The organism is Kitasatospora sp. NPDC057223 (genome assembly GCF_042669755.1).
GTDB lineage: Bacteria > Actinomycetota > Actinomycetes > Streptomycetales > Streptomycetaceae > Kitasatospora.
Genome location: NZ_JBHUWW010000084.1, coordinates 1 through 22,673 on the forward strand (window position 1 = coordinate 1; position 22,673 = coordinate 22,673).

Annotated in this window: 21 protein-coding genes; 8 read left to right on the plus strand and 13 right to left on the minus strand. The window is 73.0% G+C overall.

The features are described 5' to 3' along the window. Positions 1-28 precede the first annotated feature (28 nt). The 6 genes from ACFUK0_RS25920 to ACFUK0_RS25945 form a co-directional block, all read right to left on the minus strand. Positions 29-1,801, minus strand: coding sequence for an ABC transporter substrate-binding protein (locus tag ACFUK0_RS25920; protein WP_380254218.1), 1,773 nt, complete (start codon positions 1,799-1,801; stop codon positions 29-31). A 108-nt stretch (positions 1,802-1,909) separates the two neighbouring features. Continuing rightward, complete coding sequence (locus ACFUK0_RS25925) at positions 1,910-2,938, minus strand: ABC transporter permease (protein WP_380254220.1); 1,029 nt, start codon at positions 2,936-2,938, stop codon at positions 1,910-1,912. Positions 2,939-3,463: 525 nt separating this feature from the next. Beyond that, positions 3,464-5,758 carry a peptidoglycan binding domain-containing protein gene (locus tag ACFUK0_RS25930; protein WP_380254222.1) on the minus strand — a complete coding sequence of 765 codons (2,295 nt, stop codon included), beginning with the start codon at positions 5,756-5,758 and terminating at the stop codon, positions 3,464-3,466. Positions 5,759-6,079: 321 nt separating this feature from the next. Continuing rightward, positions 6,080-6,544: a DUF6113 family protein gene (locus tag ACFUK0_RS25935; RefSeq protein WP_380254224.1), complete on the minus strand. Its 465-nt coding sequence runs from the start codon at positions 6,542-6,544 to the stop codon at positions 6,080-6,082. Next, positions 6,541-7,461, minus strand: a complete 921-nt coding sequence (gene mshB, locus ACFUK0_RS25940; protein WP_380254226.1) for an N-acetyl-1-D-myo-inositol-2-amino-2-deoxy-alpha-D-glucopyranoside deacetylase — start codon at positions 7,459-7,461, stop codon at positions 6,541-6,543. The genes ACFUK0_RS25935 and mshB overlap by 4 nt, the downstream gene beginning before the upstream one ends. 30 nt (positions 7,462-7,491) lie before the next feature. Then, on the minus strand, positions 7,492-7,686 hold the full coding sequence (locus ACFUK0_RS25945) for a DUF2304 domain-containing protein (protein ID WP_380254228.1): 195 nt from the start codon (positions 7,684-7,686) through the stop codon (positions 7,492-7,494). Positions 7,687-8,003: 317 nt separating this feature from the next. Between ACFUK0_RS25945 and ACFUK0_RS25950 the strand changes: the two genes are divergently transcribed. Beyond that, positions 8,004-10,157, plus strand: a complete 2,154-nt coding sequence (locus ACFUK0_RS25950) for a prolyl oligopeptidase family serine peptidase (protein ID WP_380254230.1) — start codon at positions 8,004-8,006, stop codon at positions 10,155-10,157. Between the two features lie 231 nt (positions 10,158-10,388). Here the strand turns inward: ACFUK0_RS25950 and ACFUK0_RS25955 are convergent, their stop codons facing one another. Continuing rightward, the gene (locus tag ACFUK0_RS25955) at positions 10,389-11,267 is read right to left on the minus strand and encodes a transglutaminase family protein (protein ID WP_380254232.1); all 879 of its coding nucleotides are present in this window, start codon (positions 11,265-11,267) and stop codon (positions 10,389-10,391) included. A 42-nt stretch (positions 11,268-11,309) separates the two neighbouring features. After that, a complete protein-coding gene (locus ACFUK0_RS25960; RefSeq protein ID WP_380254234.1) occupies positions 11,310-12,257 on the minus strand; it encodes a GNAT family N-acetyltransferase in 948 nt (315 codons plus the stop codon). A gap of 225 nt (positions 12,258-12,482) precedes the next feature. Between ACFUK0_RS25960 and fdxA the strand changes: the two genes are divergently transcribed. Both fdxA and dapC read left to right on the plus strand, forming a co-directional pair. Next, a complete protein-coding gene (gene fdxA, locus ACFUK0_RS25965) occupies positions 12,483-12,809 on the plus strand; it encodes a ferredoxin (RefSeq protein WP_030061559.1) in 327 nt (108 codons plus the stop codon). A gap of 17 nt (positions 12,810-12,826) precedes the next feature. Next, positions 12,827-13,972, plus strand: coding sequence for a succinyldiaminopimelate transaminase (gene dapC, locus ACFUK0_RS25970; RefSeq protein ID WP_380254236.1), 1,146 nt, complete (start codon positions 12,827-12,829; stop codon positions 13,970-13,972). An 80-nt stretch (positions 13,973-14,052) separates the two neighbouring features. Here the strand turns inward: dapC and ACFUK0_RS25975 are convergent, their stop codons facing one another. Further along, entirely contained in the window at positions 14,053-14,814 is a 762-nt protein-coding gene (locus tag ACFUK0_RS25975) for a hypothetical protein (RefSeq protein WP_380254238.1), read from the minus strand. Positions 14,815-15,200: 386 nt separating this feature from the next. After that, the gene (locus ACFUK0_RS25980) at positions 15,201-16,217 is read right to left on the minus strand and encodes a hypothetical protein (RefSeq protein WP_380254240.1); all 1,017 of its coding nucleotides are present in this window, start codon (positions 16,215-16,217) and stop codon (positions 15,201-15,203) included. A gap of 140 nt (positions 16,218-16,357) precedes the next feature. Between ACFUK0_RS25980 and dapE the strand changes: the two genes are divergently transcribed. Both dapE and ACFUK0_RS25990 read left to right on the plus strand, forming a co-directional pair. Then, a complete protein-coding gene (dapE, locus tag ACFUK0_RS25985; protein ID WP_380254242.1) occupies positions 16,358-17,428 on the plus strand; it encodes a succinyl-diaminopimelate desuccinylase in 1,071 nt (356 codons plus the stop codon). 180 nt (positions 17,429-17,608) lie between these two features. Beyond that, complete coding sequence (locus ACFUK0_RS25990; RefSeq protein ID WP_380254244.1) at positions 17,609-18,418, plus strand: TIGR00730 family Rossman fold protein; 810 nt, start codon at positions 17,609-17,611, stop codon at positions 18,416-18,418. A gap of 4 nt (positions 18,419-18,422) precedes the next feature. On the opposite strand, the gene folP is transcribed toward ACFUK0_RS25990, so the two are convergent. Next, positions 18,423-19,235, minus strand: coding sequence for a dihydropteroate synthase (gene folP / locus ACFUK0_RS25995; protein ID WP_380254282.1), 813 nt, complete (start codon positions 19,233-19,235; stop codon positions 18,423-18,425). A gap of 175 nt (positions 19,236-19,410) precedes the next feature. On the opposite strand from folP, the gene ACFUK0_RS26000 reads away from it, so the two are divergent. Next, a complete protein-coding gene (locus ACFUK0_RS26000; RefSeq protein ID WP_380254246.1) occupies positions 19,411-19,863 on the plus strand; it encodes a DivIVA domain-containing protein in 453 nt (150 codons plus the stop codon). Continuing rightward, the gene (locus tag ACFUK0_RS26005; RefSeq protein ID WP_380254248.1) at positions 19,860-20,438 is read left to right on the plus strand and encodes a DNA-3-methyladenine glycosylase I; all 579 of its coding nucleotides are present in this window, start codon (positions 19,860-19,862) and stop codon (positions 20,436-20,438) included. Before ACFUK0_RS26000 ends, ACFUK0_RS26005 begins: the two co-directional genes overlap by 4 nt. Before the next feature lie 59 nt (positions 20,439-20,497). On the opposite strand, the gene ACFUK0_RS26010 is transcribed toward ACFUK0_RS26005, so the two are convergent. Next, positions 20,498-21,298: an enoyl-CoA hydratase-related protein gene (locus ACFUK0_RS26010; RefSeq protein ID WP_380254250.1), complete on the minus strand. Its 801-nt coding sequence runs from the start codon at positions 21,296-21,298 to the stop codon at positions 20,498-20,500. A 346-nt stretch (positions 21,299-21,644) separates the two neighbouring features. On the opposite strand from ACFUK0_RS26010, the gene ACFUK0_RS26015 reads away from it, so the two are divergent. Beyond that, complete coding sequence (locus ACFUK0_RS26015) at positions 21,645-21,812, plus strand: DUF3117 domain-containing protein (protein WP_014137929.1); 168 nt, start codon at positions 21,645-21,647, stop codon at positions 21,810-21,812. A gap of 108 nt (positions 21,813-21,920) precedes the next feature. Here ACFUK0_RS26015 and ACFUK0_RS26020 read toward each other — a convergent pair whose 3' ends face one another. Beyond that, a complete protein-coding gene (locus tag ACFUK0_RS26020; RefSeq protein WP_380254284.1) occupies positions 21,921-22,622 on the minus strand; it encodes an O-methyltransferase in 702 nt (233 codons plus the stop codon). Between the last annotated feature and the right edge of the window lie 51 nt (positions 22,623-22,673).

A 22,673-nucleotide genomic window follows, 5' to 3' on the forward strand; every position in this document is an offset into this window, starting at 1 on the left:
GACACCGGGGACTACCGGTGCGGCGGGACTACGGCTTCAGGAAGATCTTGTTCGGGCTGATGATCTGGCCGAGCGGGTCGTACTCCGCGCCACCGATCTTCGAGCCGTGCAGGATGTAGAACTTCCGGTCGATGCCGGGGATGGCCGGGGCCTTCTCCAGGATCTTCTTGTCCAGCTCGCCCCAGGCCTTGTTCTGCTCGTTGGCGTCGGCGAGCGCCATGATCCGGTCGATCTCGGCGTTGATCTCCGGGTCGTTGAAGTTGGCGTAGTTGTTGGAGCCGTCGGCGATCGTGCGACCGTCGAAGAGCACCGGCAGCACGGTGGCGCCGGTCGGCCAGTCGGCGCCCCAGCCGCCCCAGAAGACGTCGATCTCCTTGTCGACCTTGCCGATCTCGTCGTACCAGGTCTTGGTGTCGATCGGCTTGAGGACGATGTCGAAGCCGGCCTTCTTGAGCGCGGACTCGATGACGACCGAGATCTGCTGCTCCTTCGGCGTGTTGTTGAAGGCGTAGACGATCTTCTGGTTCTCGGCGCCGGCTTCCTTCAGCAGGGCCTTGGACTTCTCCGGGTCGCCGTCGGGCTTGGCGATCTTGCCCCAGACGTCCGTCTCCTGGTAGCCGGCGACGGTCGGGTTGAGCAGCGAGCGGGCGAAGTCACCGGTGTCGGGGCCGCCGCCGGTCTGGCGGATCTGCTGGAGCGGCCACGCGTGGATGAGCGCCTCGCGGACCTTCTGGTTGGTGATCCGCTTGTTGTTGATCCAGTAGTAGTCGGCGTACGGGCTGTTGCCCTTGACCAGGCGGTCCTTCAGGGTCGCGTCGCCGAGCACCTTCTGCAGGCGGTCGCCGGCCGTCGAGGCGTAGAACGACATGGTGGTCTGGTCCTCGCCCTTGTCGGCGGCGATCAGCTTGTCGGTCGCGGGGATGGCCTGGTAGCCGAACTCGAAGTTCCACTTGTCCGGGTACGCGTTGCGGATCGGGTCCGTCTTCGGGTCCCAGTTCGGGTTGCGCTCCAGGGTCAGCGTCTTGTCGGTCACCCGGTCCGTGATCTTGTACGGGCCGCTCGACATCGGCTTCTTGTCGTACTCCTCCTTCGTGTCGCCCTTCTCGGGGACGACCGCGTAGCTGGTCATCGCCATGGCGTAGTTGAAGTCGGCGTGCGGCTGGGCGAACTTGAAGACGATGGTCTTCGCGTCCGGAGCGGTCACGTTGTCCAGGTGCTTGCCGCCGTAGGGGCCCTCGTAGGCCTTGCGGTAGTCCTGGTCGGTCAGCCACTGCTGGACGTACTTCGCACCCTCGGTGATGAACGGGGTGAAGGTGCGCTCGATGCTGTGCTTGACGTCACCGGAGGTGATCGGCGAGCCGTCCTCCCACTTGACGCCGTCCTTCAGGGTGAAGGTCCAGGTCTTGCCGCCCTCGGAGGACACACCGGTGTCGGTGGCGAGGTCGCCGACCAGGGTGACGGTGTTGCCCTCCTGCTTGTAGCCGGTGAGCCCGCGGGTGATCAGCTGGGAGAAGTTCGAGCCGGTGTTGCTGTACACCTGCGCGGGGTCGAGGTGCTCGAAGTCGTCGCGCTCGATGTCCTTGACCGTACCGCCGGCCTTCGCGCCGTCCACGGCCTTCGCCGGGCCCTGGGAGTCGGCGGCGCTGCCGATGACGACCTGGGGGTGGTCGGAGAGCTTCGCCTTGGAGTCGTTGCTCTTCGAACCGCCGCCTCCGCCGCCACCGCTGCTGCATGCCGTGAGGGTCAGGGTGCCGGCCGCGAGCACTGCGGCCGCGGCCCGGAGGGTCTTACTTGAAATCATGTCGTCCTGCCTGTCGGTAACCGGCTGGTGAACACGGACCCGCGGCGAGCTGCCGGGCCTGTGCGGATGTGCGCAACTTGGTAGGTGCAGCGCGTTCGCGACGGTGCGTCAGCGCTTGGTCTTCGGGTCGAGTGCGTCCCGGACCGAGTCCCCGAGCAGATTGAAGGCGAGCACGAAGATCACCATCGAGACGCCGGGGAAGATCAGATAGGTGATGTCGTCCCCGTAGATCTCCGTGCCGCGCTGGATCATCCGGCCCCAGTCGGGGGTCGGCTCGATGATGCCGACGCCCAGGAAGGAGAGCGCGGCCTCGGCGGTGACGAGGGCGGGGAGGGAGAGCGTCGCCTGGATGAGGATCGGCGTCCCCAGGTTGGGCATGATCTCCTTGAAGATGATCCGCATCGGCGAGGCGCCGGTGACCTTGGCGGCCTCGACGAACTCGCGCTCGCGCAGCGAGAGTACGGAGCCGCGCAGCAGGCGGGCCAGGCCGGCCCAGCCGAACACCACCAGGACGATCACCAGCACGACGGCCCGCGCGATGGCGGGGATGCTCTCCTCCGGGGTGTAGAAGGCCGCGAAGACCACCGGCATGAAGGCGATGAAGAACAGCGTGGACGGGAAGGACATCAGCACGTCGATGACCCGGCCCACGAAGTAGTCGAACTTGCCGCCCAGGTAGCCGGCCGCGACGCCGACGGCCGCACCGATCGCAGTGCTCAGGGCGGTGGCGGCGAGGGCGATCAGCAGCGAGGTGCGGATGCCGTAGACGAGCTGCATGAGGACGTCGCGGCCGAGCGAGGGCTCCAGGCCGAACCAGTACTCGCCGCTCATGCCGCCGTTGGGCGCGACCGGGAAGCCGTAGTCGTTCAGCAGGCCGGAGTTCTCCTGCCCGTACAGCGTGTACGGGTCCTTGCCGTACAGCGCGGAGATCAGCGGTGCGGCGAGGGCGACCAGGACGAAGAAGGCCACGATGAGGGCGGAAACCACACCGGTGCGGTCGCGCTTGAACCGGCGCCAGGCGATCGTCCTGGGGGAGAGCCCTTGGAAGGCTTTCACCGACGTCGTGTCGGCGACCTCAGGTGTCGCTGCCGAGACGAGGGATTCGCTCTCGGCCGGCGCCTGAATGGGGTTGGTCATGGTGGTGAAGCTCCCGCCCGGGAAGTAGCGGCTGCAAGAAGTTGATTCCACGGACTTTGGCAAGCCGTTTATCGAACGTCAAGGGGTCGGAAGTTCACGGAAGTGACATTTCCCCCGCGCCGGGCAACATCTACCATGTTGTTGTCGTAAGGGACTTGACTCCGCGTCGGGTAGCCGGTCGTACCGCATCAAATCAGGACAATAGCTGTTCACGTGCCCGTAACGTGAGTGTCCTGAGGTGCTCGACGGGCGCGAGCGAAGCGACTCGGTAACGGTAGCCGCCCCGTCGGCGGCGGGGATTTAACGGGGTAATCCGGACGTACCGCCCCGTCCGGATAGCGGACGCTGCTGGCGAATTCCCGCCACTGGCGATCAGTGCCCGCGCTGGACGCCGTGAGCCTGACGGTGGGTTACCGTTTTCGGCCCGGAGGTACCGCTCCGTAGGCGGAGCGAACGCGTCCCGGGACGCGCGAGGAGCCGGGGTCCATGGTCGGACCCCGGCTCCCCGGGCGTGCTGACGTGCTGTCAGGTAGTGGTGAACCTGAACGTCCGGTCCTTCTCGCCGCTCTTGTCGATGACGGACATGATGCCCGCCGCGACGTCCTGCGCGGTGATCGGCGCGAGCGCGCCGTCCTTACGCGCCTTCTGCTTGTCGAAGACGCCGTTCACGAGGGCGCCGAGCTGGTCGTAGTCCCACTTCGGCACGATCTTGCCGGTGTCGTCGGGGACGAGCGTGAGGGCCTTGGCCGCCGTCGCCTTCCCGAAGTTGAACCTCTTGACGCCGGCCAGGACCTGCACGTTGCCGTTCAGCACCGCCTTGCCCAGGCTGTCCGCGGCGGCCTGCAGGGCCTGCGCGGAGACCTTCGGCTCGGCCGCGGTGACCGTGAGCGCTATCGGGGCCGTCTCCTTGCCCGCGGCGCGGTCCCGGTAGGCCTGCTCCACCTGGCCGACGGCGGAGGTGGAGTCGACCGCCTGGCCCGCCCTGCCCGGCACCACGACGATCTCGCCGCTGTCGCTGAACTTGACGTAGCCCTCCTGCAGCCCCTGGCCGGAGCCGGCGGCCAGCGCGTCGAGCGCGGCCTTGAGCTTCGCGCGGTCCACCTTGACCTGCGGCGGGACGGCCTTCTCGCCGCCCTTCAGCGAGTTGATCACCTCGACCGGGTTGTAGCTGTGCTGGGTCAGGCCGTCCACCGTGCCGGTGGTGTCGAAGCTCAGCCCGGCGGCCGTCGGATCGAGGTCGAGCACCTGCTCGCCGATCTTCAGCTTGACCGGCTGCTGGCCGGCCTTGCCCACGGTGTCGTCGAGCTTGTGGATCGCCTGGTCGCGACTGCTGCCGCCGATCTCGGTGCCGAGCACCACGGTGCCCTTCGGCACGTCCGACTGGTTCAGCATCAGCCCGGTGCCGTACGCGGCGGCGCCGGCGAACAGCAGGAAGCCGATCCCGTACACGAGGAGCTTGGAGCCGCGCCCGCGCCGCTTGGGCGGGGCGGCCTTCGGCGCCGGCTTGTCGGCGGGCTTCTCGGCGGCCGGCTCGGGCGCCGCGGGCCGGGGTGCGGGAGCGGGCGCCGGGGCCGGGCCACCTGCTGCCGGACGGCCGGGGCCGGGGCCGGCCGCGAACGGGTCGGCCGGGGCGAAGGGGTCCGCCGCCGGGAAGGCCTGCGGCTTCGCCGCGAACGGGTCGGCGCCCGCGGGGGCACCGGGTGCACCGGCGAAGCGGCCGCCGGGGCCCGCCGGGGCGAACGGGTCCTGGGCCAGGCCGGGTATGGCGGCGGCCGGGGTCTCGTCCCGGATCGGCTCGAAACCGCCGATCACGGTGTCGTCCGGCCCGGCCGGGTTGCCGCCCTGCTGCATCCCCGCCCGGGGCGCGCCGTGCTGCGGTGCCTCGCCCTGCGGGCGCCGGCTGTCCGGGCCGGGCGCGAAGCCGGGGGCGAAGGGGTCGGCGGAGCGGTCCGCCGCGCCGGGGCCGGGCGGGAACCGGTCGCCCGCGGGCTGCCCGCCGGCGAGTGGGTCGTTCGCGAACTGGTCGGCGGCGTACGGGGAGGCCGGGTACGGGTCGGCGGCGTACGGGTCACCGGCGAACGGGTCCGCAGGCATGCCGTCGTCGTACGGGGAGGAGCCGGTCCGGGGGGCCTCGGGGCTTGCCGGGGCCCCGAACGGCGACGCGGGCGCACCGGTCGGCGGCGGGCCCGGGGTGGGGCGCGGTCCGGACGGGCGGGCGGCCTCCGGACGGGGGGCGGCGGCCTGACGGCCCTCGGCGGGCCGCCCGGCGGCGGGCGCGGGGTTGCCTCCTGAGGGGGCGCCGGCGGGCACCGGGGCAGGCCCGTCCGCCGCGCCCTTGCGCTGCCGCGGCCGGAACCACTCGCCGGTCGACTCGCCGTCCGACTGCCCGGCGTTCTCGCCGGTCTGCCACTCGGGCGGGAGGTTCGGCGGGGTCGCCGTCCGGGCGCTGCTGTCCATCACCCCGAGGACGGGGGAGGACGGCGCGGCGGAGCGGTGCCGCGGGCCGGCCGGTTCGGGGGCGGCGGGCGCCTCCTCCACCGGCTCCTCGTTCTTGACGGCGCTGCGGACCACGACCGGCGGGATCGGGCGCGAGCCGGGGATGTTGATCCGGACCCGGGTGGTCAGCGTGGTCTCGGTCCTGGGCGCGTCGCCGCCGTCACCGGCGGGCGTGTCCCCGGCCTGGTCGGACGGGGTGCCACCCGCCGCGCCGCCGTCGTCGGGAATGCCCGGGATGCCGTACGGCGGGGTGCCGGACGGGTAGGCGTCCGGTCCCGTGCGCCGGGGCGTCGGGTACGCGTTGTCAGATTCGCGGCTGCTCAATGCTGCTCTGCTCCGGGTTCGCGGTCGCTGCCGTGGGGCGCGACCGCGGGTTGTGGGGTGCCCGTCCGGCCGGGCGGCTCGCGCCGCCGGCGATGGACCGGGACAACATCCCCTCCGACACCAGCTTCTTTCGTCCTGGCTGATTCTCTCTGGCCCACCCCGCCCGGCAGTGGCCGGGGGCGGCTTGTTGCGGCACCACCATACTGGGAAGAACTGTGCGGTGAACCGGATCGGATAGAACCTGATACGTCCGGTTCCTCCGGTATGAGACTACGGTCGCGCCGTCCCGACTGCTCGTCGTGGAGGGTCACGCACGCGTGGTCACCGCCGCGGGCCGGGTGTCCCGAGGAAGAGGTTCGTCCGGGTCGGGAGCGTGGCGCAGATCACGCCGAGGATCGAGCCGATGAACAGGTACGCGTACGAGGCCAGGGTCGGCCAGAGCACCGTGTCCCCCTCGGGGCGCGGCACCATCAGCACCATCAGGGCCAGGAACCAGCCGGCCACCGGGGCGCCCGCGCCCAGCTTGGTGCCGGTCACCCGCAGGCCCGCGTAGAACACCGCGCCGGTGGCGGCCAGCGACAGCAGCAGGCCGGCCGGCGTCCACAGGGTCTGCACGAACGAGCCGCAGACGGAGACCACGGCGCCGAGCACGAACAGCAGGACGTACGCCGTGACCCGGCCGGCCAGCGGCGGCTGCGGTTCGGCGAGCCGCTCGCTGCGGCTGCCGAGCACGCGGGCCGGCAGTGAGGGGCGCGGGGCGGTGGCGGGCACGCTGCGGTCGGTCATCGGGCGCTCTCCTCGATGGTGCCCGCGGCGGTGCCGGCGGTGGTGTCCAGGCCCGCGAACAGGTCGCTCTCCGGGCTGCCGGGGCCCGCCGCGCCGCGCACCAGCTGGTAGTACTCGGTCGTGATCAGCGGCTGGCCGAGGTTGTTGCTCAGCGCGAAGAACTCGCCGGCCACGGTGATCTGGGTGGCGTGCGCGGCCATCGCGGCGGCCTTGCGGCCGCCGTACTCCCGGCCGTCCAGGACGGTGGTGATCACGGCGTCGTCCACCACCCCGGGCACGTCCGACGGCTCGGCCACACCCGGGAAGGGCGCCTTCGCCGCGGTCTCCCGCAGGCCCTCCTCCAGGACGGAGCGGGCCATCCGGTTCCAGTACACCTTGGCGATCCGCCAGGCCGGGCCGAGCTCCGGGCGGAACGCCGGATCGGCGGCCAGCTCGTACGCGCGCATCGCGACCCGGTGCGCCTGGATGTGGTCCGGGTGCCCGTAGCCGCCGTCCTCGTCGTAGGTCACCAGGACCTGCGGCCGCACCTCGCGGACCACCGCCACCAGGTGGCCGGCCGCCTCGTCCAGGTCGGCCTGCCAGAAGCAGCCGGGCACCTCGTTGTCGGGCACGCCCATCATCCCCGAGTCGCGGTAGCGCCCGGCGCCCCCGAGAAAGCGGACGTCGGCGACACCGGCCTCGCGCATCGCGGAGGCCAGCTCGCCGATCCGGTACGGGCCGAGAGCGTCGTCCCGGTCCGCCGTCAGGTGGGCCAGCGCGGGCGGGATGACCTCGCCGCCCTCGCCGAGGGTGCAGGTCACCAGGGTGACCCCGGCGCCCTCGGCGGCGTAGCGGGCCATCGTCGCGCCGTTGCCGATCGACTCGTCGTCGGGGTGCGCGTGCACCAGGAGCAGCCGGCGGCCGGGATTCGCGGTCATGGGGAGCAGCCTACGACCGCGCCCGCGCGGTCAGAGCTTCAGGCCATTGATCATCCCGGCGAGGTTGCTGGTGACCTCGCTGATCGAGGGTGCGATCGAGCTGGACGCCAGATAGAAGCCGAGCAGTGCGCAGATGACCGCGTGCGCCAGCTTCAGACTGGACCGGCGGATCAGCACCACCACGATGACGAGCATCAGCATGACGGCGGAGATGGACAAAGCCATGGCGGCTCACACCCCTTCTCGGGTGCGCCAAGCCCTTGGGGAGGGCGGCGGTCGGGACCGTACGGGACAGGCGGTTCGGGCGGGCCCGGCCCGGGACGGGGCCGGACGATCACTCGATGGATCCAGTCATACCCGACGGGTGAGGCGGCCATCACTAACCGTGAGACGACACACCTGGGTCACGGGGGCACCAGTGGGGCGCACGGGCCGGTCGGAGGGGGTGCCGGGCCCTTCCCGGGGTTCTTGGCGGTGATGCTCCGAACGAGTGATCACGATGAGCCGGTCAGCAGCGGCACGAGGTCGTAGGGTCTGGTGCCATGACCTCCGATACCCCTGCGGACACCTTCCCCCGGCAGTACGCGCGCACCCTGCGCTACACCGTCGGAGCGCCCCGGTCCTTCGCCGTCGCACCCGACGGCTCCAGGGTCGTCTTCCTGCGCTCCAGGTCGGGCAGCGACCGGGCGAACCTGCTCTGGACCCTCGACACCACCACCGGCGCCGAGCGGATCGCGGCCGACCCGGCCGTCCTGCTCGGCGGCGGCGAGGAGGACCTCTCCCCGGCCGAGCGGGCCCGGCGCGAACGCAGCCGCGAGGGCTCGGCCGGCATCGTCGGCTACGCCCTCGACGGCGCCGGCCGGCTCGCCGCCTTCGCCCTCTCCGGGCGGCTGTTCGTCACCGACCTCACGACCGGCAGCGCGAGCGAACTGCCCGCCGAGGGCCCGCTGCTCGACCCCCGGCCCTCGCCCGACGGCGCCTACGTCGCCTACGCCACCACCGGCGGCGAACTGCGGCTCACCCGCACCGACGCCAGCGCCGACTGGGCCTTCGCCGAGCCGGACGGCCCCGGCGTCACCTGGGGCCAGGCCGAGTTCATCGCCCAGGAGGAGATGTCCCGCGACCGGGGCTTCTGGTGGTCCCCCGACAGCGACCGGCTGCTGGCCGAGCGCGCCGACGACACCCCCGTCGAGCGCTGGTGGATCGCCGACCCGGCGAACCCCGGCCGCGAGCCCGCCCGGATCGCCTACCCGGCGGCCGGCACCGCCAACGCCGAGGTCGGGCTCTGGGCCCTCGGCCTCGACGGCACCCGGGTCGAGGTGCAGTGGGACCGCGAGGCCTTCCCCTACCTGGCGCGGGTGCACTGGTCGGCCGGCGGGCCGCCGCTGCTCCTCGTCCAGGCCCGCGACCAGCGCAGCCAGCAGATCCTCGGCGTCGACGTCGAAACCGGCGCCACCGCCGTGCTGCACGCCGAACAGGACGACGCCTGGCTGGAGCTGTTCGCCGGCGTACCCGCCTGGACGCCGGACGGGAAGCTCGTCCGGATCTCCGACGAGGGCGGCGCGCGGGCGCTGGTGATCGGCGACCACACCGTCACCGGGGCCGACCTGCACCTGCGCTCGGTCGTCGCGGTCACCGAGGACGAGGTCTTCTTCACCGCCTCCGGCGGCGCCGAGGAGACCGACCCCGAACCCGGCTGGACCGCGGTCGGCCGGATCTCGCACGACGGCAAGCGGCTGGCCTGGGAGTCGGCCAACGGCGAGCCGTTCACCTCCGTCACCAGCGCCGTGCACGCCGCCGGCATCACCGTCCGCGCCACCGCCGAGCACGGCCGGCCCGGCTCCGTCGTCCAGGTCGGACGGGACCTGCCCGAGGGCGTCGTGGTGGACGAGATCGCCGTCATCGACTCGTACGCCGAGACGCCGGTGCTCACCGCCCGCCCGGTGTTCCGCTTCGCCGGCGAGCGGCGCATCCCGGCCGCCGTCCTCCTGCCCACCGGCTACGACCGCGAGCGGGACGGCCTGCTGCCCGTCCTGATGGACCCGTACGGCGGCCCGCACGGCCAGCGCGTCGTCCAGGCGCACAACCCGCACCTGAACTCCCAGTGGTTCGCCGACCAGGGCTTCGCCGTGGTCGTCGCCGACGGGCGCGGCACCCCCGGGCGCAGCCCCGCCTGGGAGAAGTCGATCGCCTTCGACTTCGCCGGCGCCACCCTGGACGACCAGGTGGAGGCCCTGCAGGCACTGGCCGCGGAGTTCCCGCTCGACCTCGGCCGGGTCGCGATCCGGGGCTGGTCGTACGGCGGTTACCTCGCCGCCCTCGCGGTGCTGCGCCGCCCGGACGTCTTCCACACGGCCGTCGCCGGCGCCCCCGTCACCGACCTCGCGCTGTACGACACCCACTACACCGAGCGCTACCTCGGCCACCCGGCCGAGCGCCCCGAGGTGTACGAGGCCAACTCGCTGATCCCGCTCGCGGCGGGTCTGGAGCGCCCGCTGATGATCATCCACGGGCTGGCGGACGACAACGTGGTGGCCGCGCACACCCTGCGGCTCTCCTCCGCCCTGCTCGCCGCCGGCCGCCCGCACACCGTGCTGCCGCTCTCCGGGGTCACCCACATGACGCCGCAGGAGGAGGTCGCGGAGAACCTGCTGCTGCTCCAGGTCGACTTCATCAAGCGGTCGCTGGCGGGCTGAGCCCGAGGAGGGGGAGCGGGCGGCCGGGACAGGAGCCCGCTCCCCCTCTGCCACGCGACGGGCCGGCTCCGACCCTGTTGACGGGCATGCCCCGACCTCCGTCACCCAGCACCGCGAGCGAGCCGAAGGGGCGCGCCGGTGCCGAGAGGGAGGAGCGAGGAAGGGAGCGAAGCGACCGCGGGAGCGACGAGTGTCGGCACCGGACGTGAGCGCCCCGGAGGCGAGCCGAGCCTAATTCAATCGGTGCCGCGCCGCCCGGGCGTCCTGGCGGACCCGGGAGGCGGTGTCCGGGTCGAAGGCGTCGAGGATCTCCGCGTAGGAGTCCATCTCGGCCGCGCCGGACAGGAAGTCCCCGGTGCGGACGAGCAGTTCGGCGCGTTCCAGGCGTAGTTGGGCGGGGTGGCGGGGGAGCAGCAGGGAGAGCTCGGTGGCCCAGAGCTGGGTGCGGGCGTGCTCGGGGCGGTCGGCGGCCCAGTTGCGGATGTTGCCGAGCACCCGCAGGACGATGTCCAGCGGCTGCGCTGGGGTGAGGAGTTCGGGTGAGAAGTGGTGCCCGGCGCCATGGGTGATCCGGGCGGCGTCCTCCAGGCCGAGCAGCCGGCCGCCGTGGAACGGGTCGGCCAGGACGAAGTCCTCGCCGCCCGCCGGGCCGCCGACCGCGACGATGAAGTGGCCCGGCAGCGCCACGCCGTGGACGGTCAGGCCGGCCCGCGCGGCGACCGCGCTCCAGACCAGCGACAGTGTGATCGGCAGCCCGCGCCGGCGCCGCAGCACGTCCGGCAGCAGCGAGGACTCCAGCCGGCGGTAGTCGGACTGCCGCCCGTGGAACCGCTCGCGTCCGCCGAGTACGGCGGCCAGCAGCGCCGCCGTCTCGTCCGGGGTGCGCGGCGCCCGCTCCGCCACGGCGAGCCGGACGGCCGCGGCGTGGCGTTCGATCGCGGCCTGGCAGGCGGCGAGCAGGGCCTCCAGGGTCGGCGGTTCCTCCGCGCCGGGTTCGAACGGGCGGGCGCGCAGGGTGTGTTCGGCGGCCGCGAGCAGACAGAGCAGCACCGGGTCCGGATGCTCGGCCCGGGCCTCGGTACGGAAGCGTGTTCTGCTCTGCTCGGTCACGGTGGCTGCGACGGCTTTCGTGGTGAAGGCTGTTGGCTGACGCTACCGCTGAGGGAGGCGGGCGTAGTGGTAAGTGTGACTGGTCGTGAAGCCAAGTCCGTCATAGAGCGTGATCGCACCGCTGTTCTCGGCCTCGACCTGGAGGTAGCCGCCGGTGGCGCCCTCCTCGGCGGCGCGGGCGGCGAGCACGGCCATGACCGCGGAGGCGAGGCCCCGGCGGCGGGCCCACGGGGCGACCTCGACCGCGCCGAAGCCCGCCCACGGGCCGTCTATGACGCAGCGGCCGATGGCGAGCACCGGCGGCGTCCCGTCGCCCTCGGTGCCGCAGCCGTAGCTGTCGTGGACGGTCGCGAACCAGACGGAGGGGCCGCCGTGGATCACCGCGCGGGCGGCCTCCTCGACGGCCGGGTCGGCCGTCACCCGCCGGTACAGCGACATCCAGTCGGCATCGGCGGTCCGGGCGAGCCGGACGCGGTCCCGGCCGTCCGCGGAGCCGGCCTTCGTCAGCGGCGCCAGCTCCGCGGTCTTCACCAGCGTCGGCGAGTACGCCGCGCCGAGCCGGTCGAGCTCGGCCGCGAGGTCCGCCGGCGAGCCGGGCTCGGTGACCTCGAACCAGGCGGGCAGGCCGCGCTGCCCGTACCAGCGCCGGACGGCGTCGAGGGCCTCGGCCGGCGGCAGCCCCGGGTCGCCGAGGGTCTGGACGGAGTTCGCCCGGCGGGTGAAGCCGGCCGAGGCGCGCAGGGTCCACTCGCCGAGCGGCTCCTGTTCGACGGCGGGCCAGCCGCGGGCCGCGATCCGCTGGAGGCCGAGGGCCCCGACGGGGGGCAGCGGGGCGCGGCGGGCGGGGAAGGGCGGCACGGGCCTGCCGGCGACCAGGGCGTGTTCGGAGAACGACACGGGAGCGCCGCTGCGCGGCACCACCGTCAGACCGTGATCATCCCAGGATGTGAGCACGCCGATCACATCGCGGAACACCGGCCTGTCGTCCACGAACTCCGAAATCCGCCGCGCGGAGACGCGTCGTCCCACGTCAGAGCGGTCTATCCGGACCTCGGGACGGTTTGCGGCCGTACCTCCACCCGCCATCTGGGCACCTCCTGTGCATTTGCGGTCCCTGACCCGCGATACTAGGGGCGGGCATCGACGACACGCGCTCACCCGCGCACGCGAGCAATACAGTTTGGGCGGCCAGCCCTTCCGAGGAGGAACGACAGCGTGACCTACGTCATCGCGCAGCCTTGTGTCGACGTCAAGGACAAGGCGTGCATCGAAGAGTGCCCGGTCGACTGCATCTACGAGGGGGAGCGCTCCCTCTACATCCACCCGGATGAGTGTGTCGACTGCGGTGCTTGCGAGCCGGTGTGCCCGGTCGAAGCGATCTTCTACGAGGACGACACTCCGGAGGAGTGGAAGGACTACTACAAGGCGAACGTCGAGTTCTTCGACGACCTCGGTTCGCCCGGTGGGGCCTCGAAGCTCGGCCTGATCGAGCGCGACCACCCGTTCATCGCCGCTCTGCCGCCGCAGAACGCCGACCACTGATCGGTGGCAGCTGAGCAGTGAGCAGCAACGACACCACGCGCGCGCCGTTCCCGGGCCACCCGGGGGCGGCGCGCCGCGTATCAGACCTCCTGCCGGTCTTCCCGTGGGACCGGCTGGAGCCGTACAAGAAGACCGCGCTCGCCCACCCCGGCGGGATCTGCGACTTCTCGGTGGGCACTCCGGTGGACCCGGTCCCCGAGGTGGTCCAGAAGGCGCTCGCCGCCGCCTCCGACGCTCCGGGGTATCCGACCGTGTGGGGCCCGCTGGAGCTCCGCGAGGCGATCGCCGGCTGGCTGAACCGCCGGGTCGGCGCCGAGATCGACCCGCAGGCCGTCCTGCCGACCGTCGGCTCCAAGGAGCTGGTGGCCTGGCTGCCGGCGCAGCTCGGGCTCGGCCCGGGCGACCAGGTGGCCTACCCGCGCCTCGCCTACCCGACCTACGAGGTCGGGGCCCGGCTGTGCGGGGCCGAACCGGTCGAGTACGACTCCGTGGACGAGCTGGACCCCGCCCGGGTCCGGCTGCTCTGGCTGAACTCGCCGTCCAACCCGACCGGCCGGGTGCTCGGCACGGAGCAGCTGCGCGCGGCCGTCGAGTGGGCCCGGGAGCACCGGGTGCTGCTGGTCAGCGACGAGTGCTACCTGGAGCTGGGCTGGGAGGCCGAGCCGGTCTCCGTCCTGCACCCGGACGTCTGCGGCGGTGACCACGAGGGAATCCTCGCCGTCCACTCGCTCTCCAAGCGTTCGAACCTGGCCGGCTACCGCGCCTCCTTCGTGGCGGGCGACCCGGTGGTGGTCCAGGAGCTGCTGGGGATCCGCAAGCACGGCGGGATGATCGTGCCCGCGCCCGTCCAGGCCGCCACGATCGCCGCGCTCGCCGACGACGCGCACGTGACCGAGCAGCGCGCGCGGTACGCGGCCCGGCGGGCGGCGCTGCGGGGCGCACTGGAGGCACGCGGCTTCCGGATCGAGCACTCCGAGGCGAGCCTGTACCTGTGGGCGACCCAGGACCGGCCCTGCTGGGAGACCGTGGCCGAGCTGGCCGCACTGGGCATCCTGGTGGCGCCCGGGGACTTCTACGGGCCGGCCGGCGAGCAGTTCGTCCGGGTCGCGTTCACCGCGACCGACGAGCGGGTCGCGGCAGCCGTGGAGCGGCTGCGCGCCTGACGGCGGGCCGGACAAGCACGGCGAGGGGCCCGGGAGCAGCGCTCCCGGGCCCCTCGGCCGTCTGCGGGTGACCGGGACGGTCAGCCGAGGCCGCCGCCGCCGACACCGCCGAGCAGGCCGCCGACCGGGCCCAGGCTGCCGAGGCCGCCGGTCAGGCCGCTGACCGAGGAGAGCGGCGAGGCGCCGCCGAGGTCCGGCACGCCGCCGAGGCGGTTGGCGGAGCCGTGCTCGCCGAGGCCCAGCAGGTCCGCGCCGGGCAGGGCCTTGGTCAGGCCGCCGGTCGGCAGGGAGCTGGTCGGCAGCGCGCCGGTCAGGTTGTCGGCGCCGGGGATGCTGCTGGTCAGCGCGCCGGAGGGCAGGCCCTCGGTGACGCTGCCGACCTGGCTGAGGCCGCCGACCGGGGCCGCGGCCTCGGCGCTGCGGCCGGTGGCGGCGTGGCCGAGCTTGTCGGCGAGCGCGGGGGCGACCTGGCTCGCGACGCCGGACAGGGCGCCGGTGGTGGCGGCGGTCTTGTCGACGGGGGCGGTCAGCGAGCCGGTCTTCTGGTTGGCCTCGGGGAGGGTGTCCGCGACGATGTTGCCGGTCGCGTCGGCGGTCGCCGGGACGCCCGCGGCGACGGTGGCCGCACCGGTGGCGCCGGCCGCGTTGCCCAGCTCGTGGGTGGTGTGCTGGAGGGTGGAGCCCGCGTCCGGCGAGGCCAGCTGCGTGAGGGGCGCTCCCAGGTCGGTCCTCGGGACCAGGTCGGCGGCGGCGGATGCGGACCCTGCAGCGACCAGAGGGGTGGCGCCGGCCGCGACGAGCAGCGCGGCCTGGGCGATCCGGCGCTTGAGGGGGAGAGACATGGTGCTCCTAAGAGGTGTGGGTGAATCCCGTCCGCCGGGCGGACGGGATGATTACCGCTTGAGGAGCGAGAAGGTTTCGGTGCGCGAAAGTAAAGAGTCGCTAAAGATCACATCATCCTGATTCCGGCATTCAGGACATCTGCGCCGTCGTACGGGCCGGTGAAGAATCGTCACTTCCCTTGCCCGGTCCGGACCGGTGGACTCGGCCCGACGAGCCCGCCGGCCGCCGGGGCGACGCGTTCACAGGAGTGGCGGCCGTGCTCGCGGGTTGACCGGAATCACCCGGACGGCGGCGCCTCGATCTCCAGTGCGTCAACCCGGCGGCGGTCCCGTCCGGGCCATCCTCCGGCCCGGCCGACGTACCGGGCCGACCCACCGGGCCGGGGTCAGCTCTTCGCGCCGGGCGCGGCCACCGAGACCAGCACCAGGCTCGTCGACGTGCCCGAGGCCTGCGTCTTCCACCCGTCCGCGGACTTCGCCATCCGCCAGATCCGTCCGTCGTACGCGACCGTCTCGATGCCGAGCTGCTGGGCGTGCGTCACCGCCCAGTGGGCGACCGCCCAGCCGTTCTGGAGCGCCGCGTCCGGCCCCGACTCGGTGCTCGCGGACGGCTCCGGCGTCAGCGACACCGCGTTCGGCGCACCCTTGATGGTGGACGAGTAGCCGGCCGCCGCCGTCACCGTCCGCCCGAACTCGCGGCGGACCCGGTCGGTCAGCGCCTGCGTCCGGTCGACGGGCGCCGGGGCCGCGGAGGGGTCGGCGCTCGCGCCGCTCCCGGTCGCCGCCGGTGCGTCCGGCTCCGCGAAGGTGTGCACCACGCAGTTCACCGAGGCCGCCTCGCGGCCGGTCAGCGCGGAGGCGAGGAGGGTCGCCTTGGTCTCGTGCTTGGCGTACGCCTGCGGGTAGCCGCTCTTCTGCACCTGCTGGGCCGCGTCGGTCAGCGGCAGGCGGGTGTAGCCGGGCACCTTCACCAGGCCGTCCAGGAACTTGTTGGTGGCGTACACGGGATCGCTGATCTGCTCGACGGTGCCCCAGCCCTGCGACGGGCGCTGCTGGAACAGGCCGACGGAGTCGCGGTCGCCGCCCGGCAGGTTGTGGATCTTCGACTCCTGCATCGCGGTCGCCAGCGCGATCGTCACGGCACGGTCGGGCAGCCCGCGCGAGTGCGCCACCGCCGAGATCGTCGCGGCGTTCGCGGCCTGCGGGAGCTCCAGCGTGCCCTCACCGGCCGGAGTCTTCACCGAGCAGCCCTCGGCGACGATGCCGCCCCGGTCCAGCCAGTACAGCGCCCCGGCCGCGATCGCGCCGAGCACCAGCAGGGCGATCAGCACCTTGCCCAGCGGGCCGCGCCGGCGGCGGGCAGCCCTGGCGCCGCCCTGCCCGTCGTCCGTACTCCTGGCCACCGCCACCCCTCTCGACCGTCCGATCTGCTCCGACACCGTACCCACTCGGACGGATGTACGGCGCAGACGGTTGCGGCGACGGGTCGGCGGTGGCGGGGCGAAGGCCCGCCGGCCGGGGGCCGGAGATACGCTTGCCGACCATGAGCAGCCCGAACATGCCCCTGGACCTCACCATCGACGGGGGCGCGCTGACCGCGCGGCTCGTCGACTTCCCGTCCGTCAGCGGCGACGAGCTGGCGCTCGCCGACGCCGTCGAGGCCGCGCTGCGCGCCTACCCGCACCTCACGGTCGACCGGTACGGCAACAACGTGGTCGCCCGGACGAACCTGGGGCGGGCCGAGCGGGTGCTGCTCGCCGGCCACCTGGACACCGTGCCGATCGCCGACAACGTGCCCAGCCACGTCGAGGGCGACCTGCTGTACGGCTGCGGCACCTCCGACATGAAGTCCGGGGTGGCCGTCCAGCTGCGGCTCGCCGCCACCCTGACCGAGGCCAACCGCGACCTCACCTTCGTCTTCTACGACTGCGAGGAGATCGAGGCCACCCGCAACGGCCTCGGACACCTCGCCGCGCAGCACCCCGACTGGCTGGCCGCCGACTTCGCCGTCCTGATGGAGCCCAGCGGCGCCATGGTCGAGGGCGGCTGCCAGGGCACCCTGAAGGTGCAGGTCCGGCTCACCGGGGTGCGCGCCCACGCGGCCCGCAGCTGGCTCGGCGACAACGCCATCCACCACGCCGCCGAACTGCTCGGCCGGCTGACCGCGTACGAGCCGCGCCGGGTGGAGATCGACGGCCTGGAGTACCGCGAGGGCCTCAACGCCGTCCGCATCGACGGCGGCGTGGCCGGCAACGTCATTCCCGACGAGTGCGTGGTGACCGTCAACTTCCGCTACGCGCCGGACCGCGACGAGGCCGGCGCCGAGGCGCACGTCCGCGAGGTCTTCGCCGGGTACGACGTGACGGTGACCGACTCCGCCCCCGGCGCGCTGCCCGGCCTGGCCCAGCCCGCCGCCCAGGCCTTCCTGGCGGCCACCGGCGGCAACGCCCGGGCCAAGTTCGGCTGGACGGACGTCGCCCGCTTCAGCGCGCTCGGCGTCCCCGCCGTGAACTACGGCCCCGGCGACCCCAACCTCGCGCACAAGCGCGAGGAGCACTGCTCGCTCAGCGCCATCGCGGAGGTCGAGGAGCGGCTGCGCGCCTGGCTGGCCTGATCCGCCGGCGCCGGTGGTCGTCACTCCTGCTCCCGTTCCTGCTCCCGCTCCCGCTCCCGCTCCCGCTCGCGGGCCGTGGTGCCGCCGCACGCCGGTGCCGTCCGGGCGTCATCTGCCGGTCTCACTGCCGACCCTTCGCCGTTCCCCCGAAACGGGGGGCGGCGGGCGTAGGGTTTCGTCATGACAGGCACAGGAGACGAGAAGCACTACGGGCACGGCCCTGAGCAGGTGGGCGAGCCCCGGCGGAAGAAGGCCTGGCCGGAGAAGCAGAAGGGCCCGGTGCTGGTGCGCCGGGACCAGGTGGGCACCGGCACCACGGACCAGCGGCTGCTGGACACCACCGGCCCCACGGACTGGCTGCACACCGACCCGTGGCGGGTCTGGCGGATCACCTCGGAGTTCGTCGAGGGTTTCGGCGCCCTCGCCGAACTCCCGCGCGCGATCAGCGTGTTCGGCTCGGCCCGGACGCCGGTCGACTCGCCCGAGTACGCGGCCGGCGTGGCGATCGGCCGGGCCCTGGCCGAGGCCGGCTACGCGGTCATCACCGGCGGCGGCCCGGGCGCGATGGAGGCCGCGAACCGGGGCGCCTCGGACGCCGGCGGCCTGAGTGTCGGCCTCGGCATCGAGCTGCCCTTCGAGCAGGGGCTGAACGAGTTCGTCGACCTCGGGCTGAACTTCCGTTACTTCTTCGTCCGCAAGACGATGTTCGTGAAGTACGCCCAGGGCTTCGTCGTCCTCCCCGGCGGCCTGGGCACCCTGGACGAGCTGTTCGAGGCGCTGACCCTGGTGCAGACGAAGAAGGTCACCCGGTTCCCGGTGGTGCTGTTCGGCACCGCCTACTGGGGCGGTCTGTTCGAGTGGCTGAAGAACACCCTGGTCGCCGAGGGCAAGGCCTCCCCGAAGGACCTGGAGCTGTTCCACATCACCGACGACATCGACGAGGTCATGAAGATCCTCGCCGAGACCCGCCGCCCCGACGGCGAGATCTGACGGCTCACGCCAGCCCCCGGCGGGCGACCGCCGGGGGCCGGGTGCCGCGGATCGAGGCGACCATGTCCAGCACCTGCCGGGTCTCCGCGACCTGGTGCACCCGGTAGATCCGGGCGCCCAGCCAGGCGGAGACGGCGGTGGTGGCGAGGGTGCCGAGGAGCCGCTCGTCCACCGGCCTGTCGAGGGTCTCGCCGACGAAGTCCTTGTTGGAGAGCGAGACCAGCACGGGGAAGCCGGTGGCGGTCATCTCCGGCAGCCGGCGGGTGGCCTCCAGCGAGTGCCGGGTGTTCTTGCCGAAGTCGTGGCCCGGGTCGATGATCAGCGCGTCCCGGCGCACGCCGAGGGCGGCGGCCCGTTCGGCCAGCCCGACGGTGACCGCCAGGATGTCGGCCATCACGTCCGGGTAGCCGACCCGGTGCGGGCGGGTGCGCGGCTCGGCGCCGCCGGCGTGGGTGCAGACCAGGCCGGCGTCGAAGCGGGCGGCGACCTCGGCGAGCAACGGGTCGACCCCGCCCCAGGCGTCGTTGAGGAGGTCGGCGCCGGCCTCGCAGACGGCCTCGCCGACCTCGTGCCGCCAGGTGTCCACGCTGATCACGGCCTCCGGGTGGCGCTTGCGCAGCTCGGCCACGAACGGGACGGTGCGCCGCAGTTCCTCCTCGACCGTGACCTCCTCGCCGGGGCCTGCCTTGACCCCGCCGATGTCCAGGATCGCGGCGCCCTCGGCCACCGCGCGGTCGGCCGCGGCGAACGCGGCCTCGTCCGCGAAGGTGGCCCCCCGGTCGAAGAAGGAGTCCGGGGTGCGGTTGACGATGGCCATGATCACCAGCTCGTCGTCGCCGAACTCACGCGGTCCCAGACGCAGTGCCACCGATGTCTCCTCCACAGCTGCTGCGGGTGCGATGATGGCCCCCGGCCTACTCGGGGACCATGCTCGCACTTTGTAGGGGTCGGCACGCTTGGCGGGGCCGATCGGGACGTCTGGAGGACAGCTCGTGTTCTGGGTGATCGTGGTGGCGATGGCCGTGGTGGTCGGCGGCGCCGCGCTGGTGGCGCTGGGCGGCGGCGGATCTCTGCCGGAGGCCGTGCAGGACCGGATTTCCGCGCGGCTCCCGCAGGACAGGCCGTTGAGCCGTCATGACGTGGACGAGATCCGCCTGCCGATGGCCGTGCGCGGCTACCGGATGGACGAGGTCGACGAGGTGCTCGACCGGCTCGGCGCCGAACTCTCGTACCGGGATTCGCGGATCGCCGAGCTGGAGGCCGCGGCCGGCCTGCGCGGCGCGGTCGAGGCCGGTACGGACGCCGAAGCCGGCGCCGAACCGCTGCCGGGGCTGGAGGAGTTCGCCAAGGTGGTGCCGCCGGCCGCCTCGCTGGAGAAGGCGCCCCGGCAGGTCTCGCAGCAGGACTGGCAGGCCCCGGCCGACGAGCAGGCGGTCGACCGTTGAGCGGCGCCGTCCTGGGCCCGGACGGGCTGCTGCGCTGCGGCTGGGGCGAGTCGGCGGACGACTACCGGGAGTACCACGACACCGAGTGGGGGCGCCCGGTCCACGGTGACGACGCGCTCTTCGAGCGGGTCTGCCTGGAGGCGTTCCAGTCCGGTCTGTCCTGGATCACCATCCTGCGCAGGCGGGAGGGGTTCCGGGCCGGGTTCGCGGGCTTCGAGATCGCGAAGGTGGCCGAGTTCGGCCCGGCCGACGTCGAGCGCCTGCTCCAGGACACCGGCATCATCCGCAACCGGGCCAAGATCGAGGCCTCGATCGCGAACGCCCGGGTCGCCCGCGACCTGGACGGCGGGCTCGACAAGCTGATCTGGGGCTACGCCGGCCACCCGGACCGGCCGGCGCCCCGCGCGCTGGGCGAGGTGCCGGCCGTCACGCCCGAGTCGACGGCGCTGGCGAAGGACCTGAAGAAGCGGGGCTTCCGCTTCGTCGGCCCGACCACGGCGTACGCCCTGATGCAGGCCTGCGGCCTTGTGAACGACCACCTGGCGGACTGTCACGTCCGCACCGGTCCCGCGTAGCCCTGCGGCTCGTACGGGCCGCAGGGGCCCCTTCCGGGCTGCCGCGCCGCCCGGCCCCCTCAGCGGCCGAGGTAGACCGGCTTCTCCTTGGCGACGAACGCGGCGACGGCGATCCGGTGGTCCGCGCTGTCCCCGGCCAGGGTCTGCAGCTTGTCCTCCTTGTCGAGCAGCTCGTCGAGCGAGTGCGAGGCCCCGTAGGCCAGCGACTCCTTGATGGCGCCGTACGCGACCGTCGGCCCGGCCGCCAGCTGCTGGGCGAAGGCCCTGGCGGTGGTGGCGAGCTCGGCCGCGGGGACGACCCGGGTGGCCAGCCCGAGCTCCAGCGCCTCGGGCGCCCGGACGGTGCGCGGCAGCATCAGCAGCTCGGTCGCCCGGGCGTGTCCGACCAGCCGGGGCAGCGTCCACGACGCGCCCGAGTCGGCGGTCAGGGCCACCCCGGCGAAGGAGGTGTTGAAGCCCGCCGAGTCGGCGACGATCCGGAAGTCGCAGGCGAAGGCCAGCGAGGCACCCGCGCCCGCCGCCACCCCGCCGACCGCCGCGACGGTCGGCTTGCGCATCCCGGCCAGTGCGCGGACGAGCGGGTTGTAGTGCTCCGCCACCGTCCGCAGCGCGCCCTCGCCGGTCTTCTCGGCGCTCTCCAGCAGGCCCAGGTGCTCCTTGAGGTCCTGGCCGACGCAGAAGGCCCGGTCGCCGGCGCCGGTGAGGAGGACCGCCCGCACGGCCTGGTCCCCCGCCACGGCGGTCACGATGTCCCGCAGGGCCACCTTGGTGGCGGTGTCGAGCGCGTTCATCGCGTCCGGTCGGTTGATGGTGATGACGGCGAGGCCGCCGTCCAGCTCGTACAGCACGGAATCGGTCATGAGGGTGTGGGCTCCAGGAACTCGTGGGGACCGGTCGCCTGCCGTGGCCGCCTGCCGGGATCTGCGCCGGGGCCGGTTGTCAGGCTCGTGTGTCAGGATGCCGGAGCGGACGGCCGGCCGGGGGTGTGAGGTATCGCACCTTTCGGATGCCCGTCGATCGCAGTCCTGCCGGGCTGTCCGGCATGAAAAATGCCGCTATGGGCGGGTCCGGCCGAGGTTGTGCAGAGAGTGACGTTGGTCATCAGCCCGCCCGATGCGGGATAATGGCTTCCGATCAATGCGTTCGATACCGGCGGTGGACGGACAGCCGGTACGTAGCTGCGCGGTTGCAGGAAGGGGAACGAGCATGGCGGCCATGAAGCCGCGGACGGGTGACGGCCCGCTCGAGGTCACCAAAGAGGGGCGGGGCATCATCATGCGCGTTCCGCTGGAAGGCGGCGGACGCCTGGTGGTTGAACTCACGCCGGACGAGGCCGACGCCCTGGGCGAGGCCCTGAAGAAGGCTTGCGGCTGACCGCAGCGGGTGTTCCCCTCATCTCCTTGAGATGTGCACGGAGCCCGGACCGACACCCTGTCGGCCCGGGCTCCGTGGCGTCCGGCGCCGGGCCCCGCGGGGCCCGCCTCAGCGCTTCACGGCGCACAGCAGCCCGTCACTGACCGGCAGCAGGGCGGGCAGCAGCTCGTCGCTCTCCCGGACGTCCGAGACCAGCTCGCGCACCGCGTGGGTCTGCGCGTCCCGGTGCGAGGGCTCGGCGAGCCGGCCCTCCTGGAAGACGCCCTCGAAGCAGACCATGCCGCCGGGCCGCAGCAGGCGCAACGATTCTGCAAGGTAGGACCGGGATTCGGCGGGGTCGCCGTCGCAGAAGACGAGGTCGTACTGGCCGTCCGCGAGGCGCGGCAGCACGTCCAGGGCGCGCCCGGGGATGAAACGCGCCCGGTTCGCGGCGAAGCCCGCCGCCAGGTACGCCTCGCGGGCGAACTGCTGGCGCACCGGCTCGGAGTCGACGGTGGTCAGTACGCCGTCCGGGCGCATTCCGCGCAGCAGGTACACCCCGGACACGCCCGTGCCGGTGCCGATCTCGGCGACCGCCTTCGCGTCAAGCGCCGCGGCGAGCAGCCGCAGGCACGCCCCGCCGCTCGGTCCGATCGCGCGGATCCCCGTCCTGGCGGACTGGGCCCTGGCGTAGGTCAGGACCGCGTCCTCGCTGACGTAGGTGTCGGCGAGGGCCGCATGGGCGGGCCCGAACTCGGTGATGGCTGCCTCTTCCGGAGCGCCGGGTGCCGGCCCTGTGCCGACGGGAAGTCGATATTTCCTGGCACAGATTACTGGCCTCCCGGGAACCGCGTCCGGCGGCGGGCCGTTGGGAAGGCGGGA

Bases quoted from the DNA above. Each gene is read 5' to 3' on its own strand.
- ACFUK0_RS25920 (WP_380254218.1), bottom strand. From the start codon at position 1,801: ATGATTTCAAGTAAGACCCTCCGGGCCGCGGCCGCAGTGCTCGCGGCC.
- ACFUK0_RS25925 (WP_380254220.1), bottom strand. From the start codon at position 2,938: ATGACCAACCCCATTCAGGCGCCGGCCGAGAGCGAATCCCTCGTCTCG.
- ACFUK0_RS25935 (WP_380254224.1), bottom strand. From the start codon at position 6,544: ATGACCGACCGCAGCGTGCCCGCCACCGCCCCGCGCCCCTCACTGCCG.
- mshB (WP_380254226.1), bottom strand. From the start codon at position 7,461: ATGACCGCGAATCCCGGCCGCCGGCTGCTCCTGGTGCACGCGCACCCC.
- ACFUK0_RS25945 (WP_380254228.1), bottom strand. From the start codon at position 7,686: ATGGCTTTGTCCATCTCCGCCGTCATGCTGATGCTCGTCATCGTGGTG.
- ACFUK0_RS25950 (WP_380254230.1), top strand. From the start codon at position 8,004: ATGACCTCCGATACCCCTGCGGACACCTTCCCCCGGCAGTACGCGCGC.
- ACFUK0_RS25975 (WP_380254238.1), bottom strand. From the start codon at position 14,814: ATGTCTCTCCCCCTCAAGCGCCGGATCGCCCAGGCCGCGCTGCTCGTC.
- dapE (WP_380254242.1), top strand. From the start codon at position 16,358: ATGAGCAGCCCGAACATGCCCCTGGACCTCACCATCGACGGGGGCGCG.
- ACFUK0_RS25990 (WP_380254244.1), top strand. From the start codon at position 17,609: ATGACAGGCACAGGAGACGAGAAGCACTACGGGCACGGCCCTGAGCAG.
- folP (WP_380254282.1), bottom strand. From the start codon at position 19,235: ATGGCCATCGTCAACCGCACCCCGGACTCCTTCTTCGACCGGGGGGCC.
- ACFUK0_RS26010 (WP_380254250.1), bottom strand. From the start codon at position 21,298: ATGACCGATTCCGTGCTGTACGAGCTGGACGGCGGCCTCGCCGTCATC.
- ACFUK0_RS26015 (WP_014137929.1), top strand. From the start codon at position 21,645: ATGGCGGCCATGAAGCCGCGGACGGGTGACGGCCCGCTCGAGGTCACC.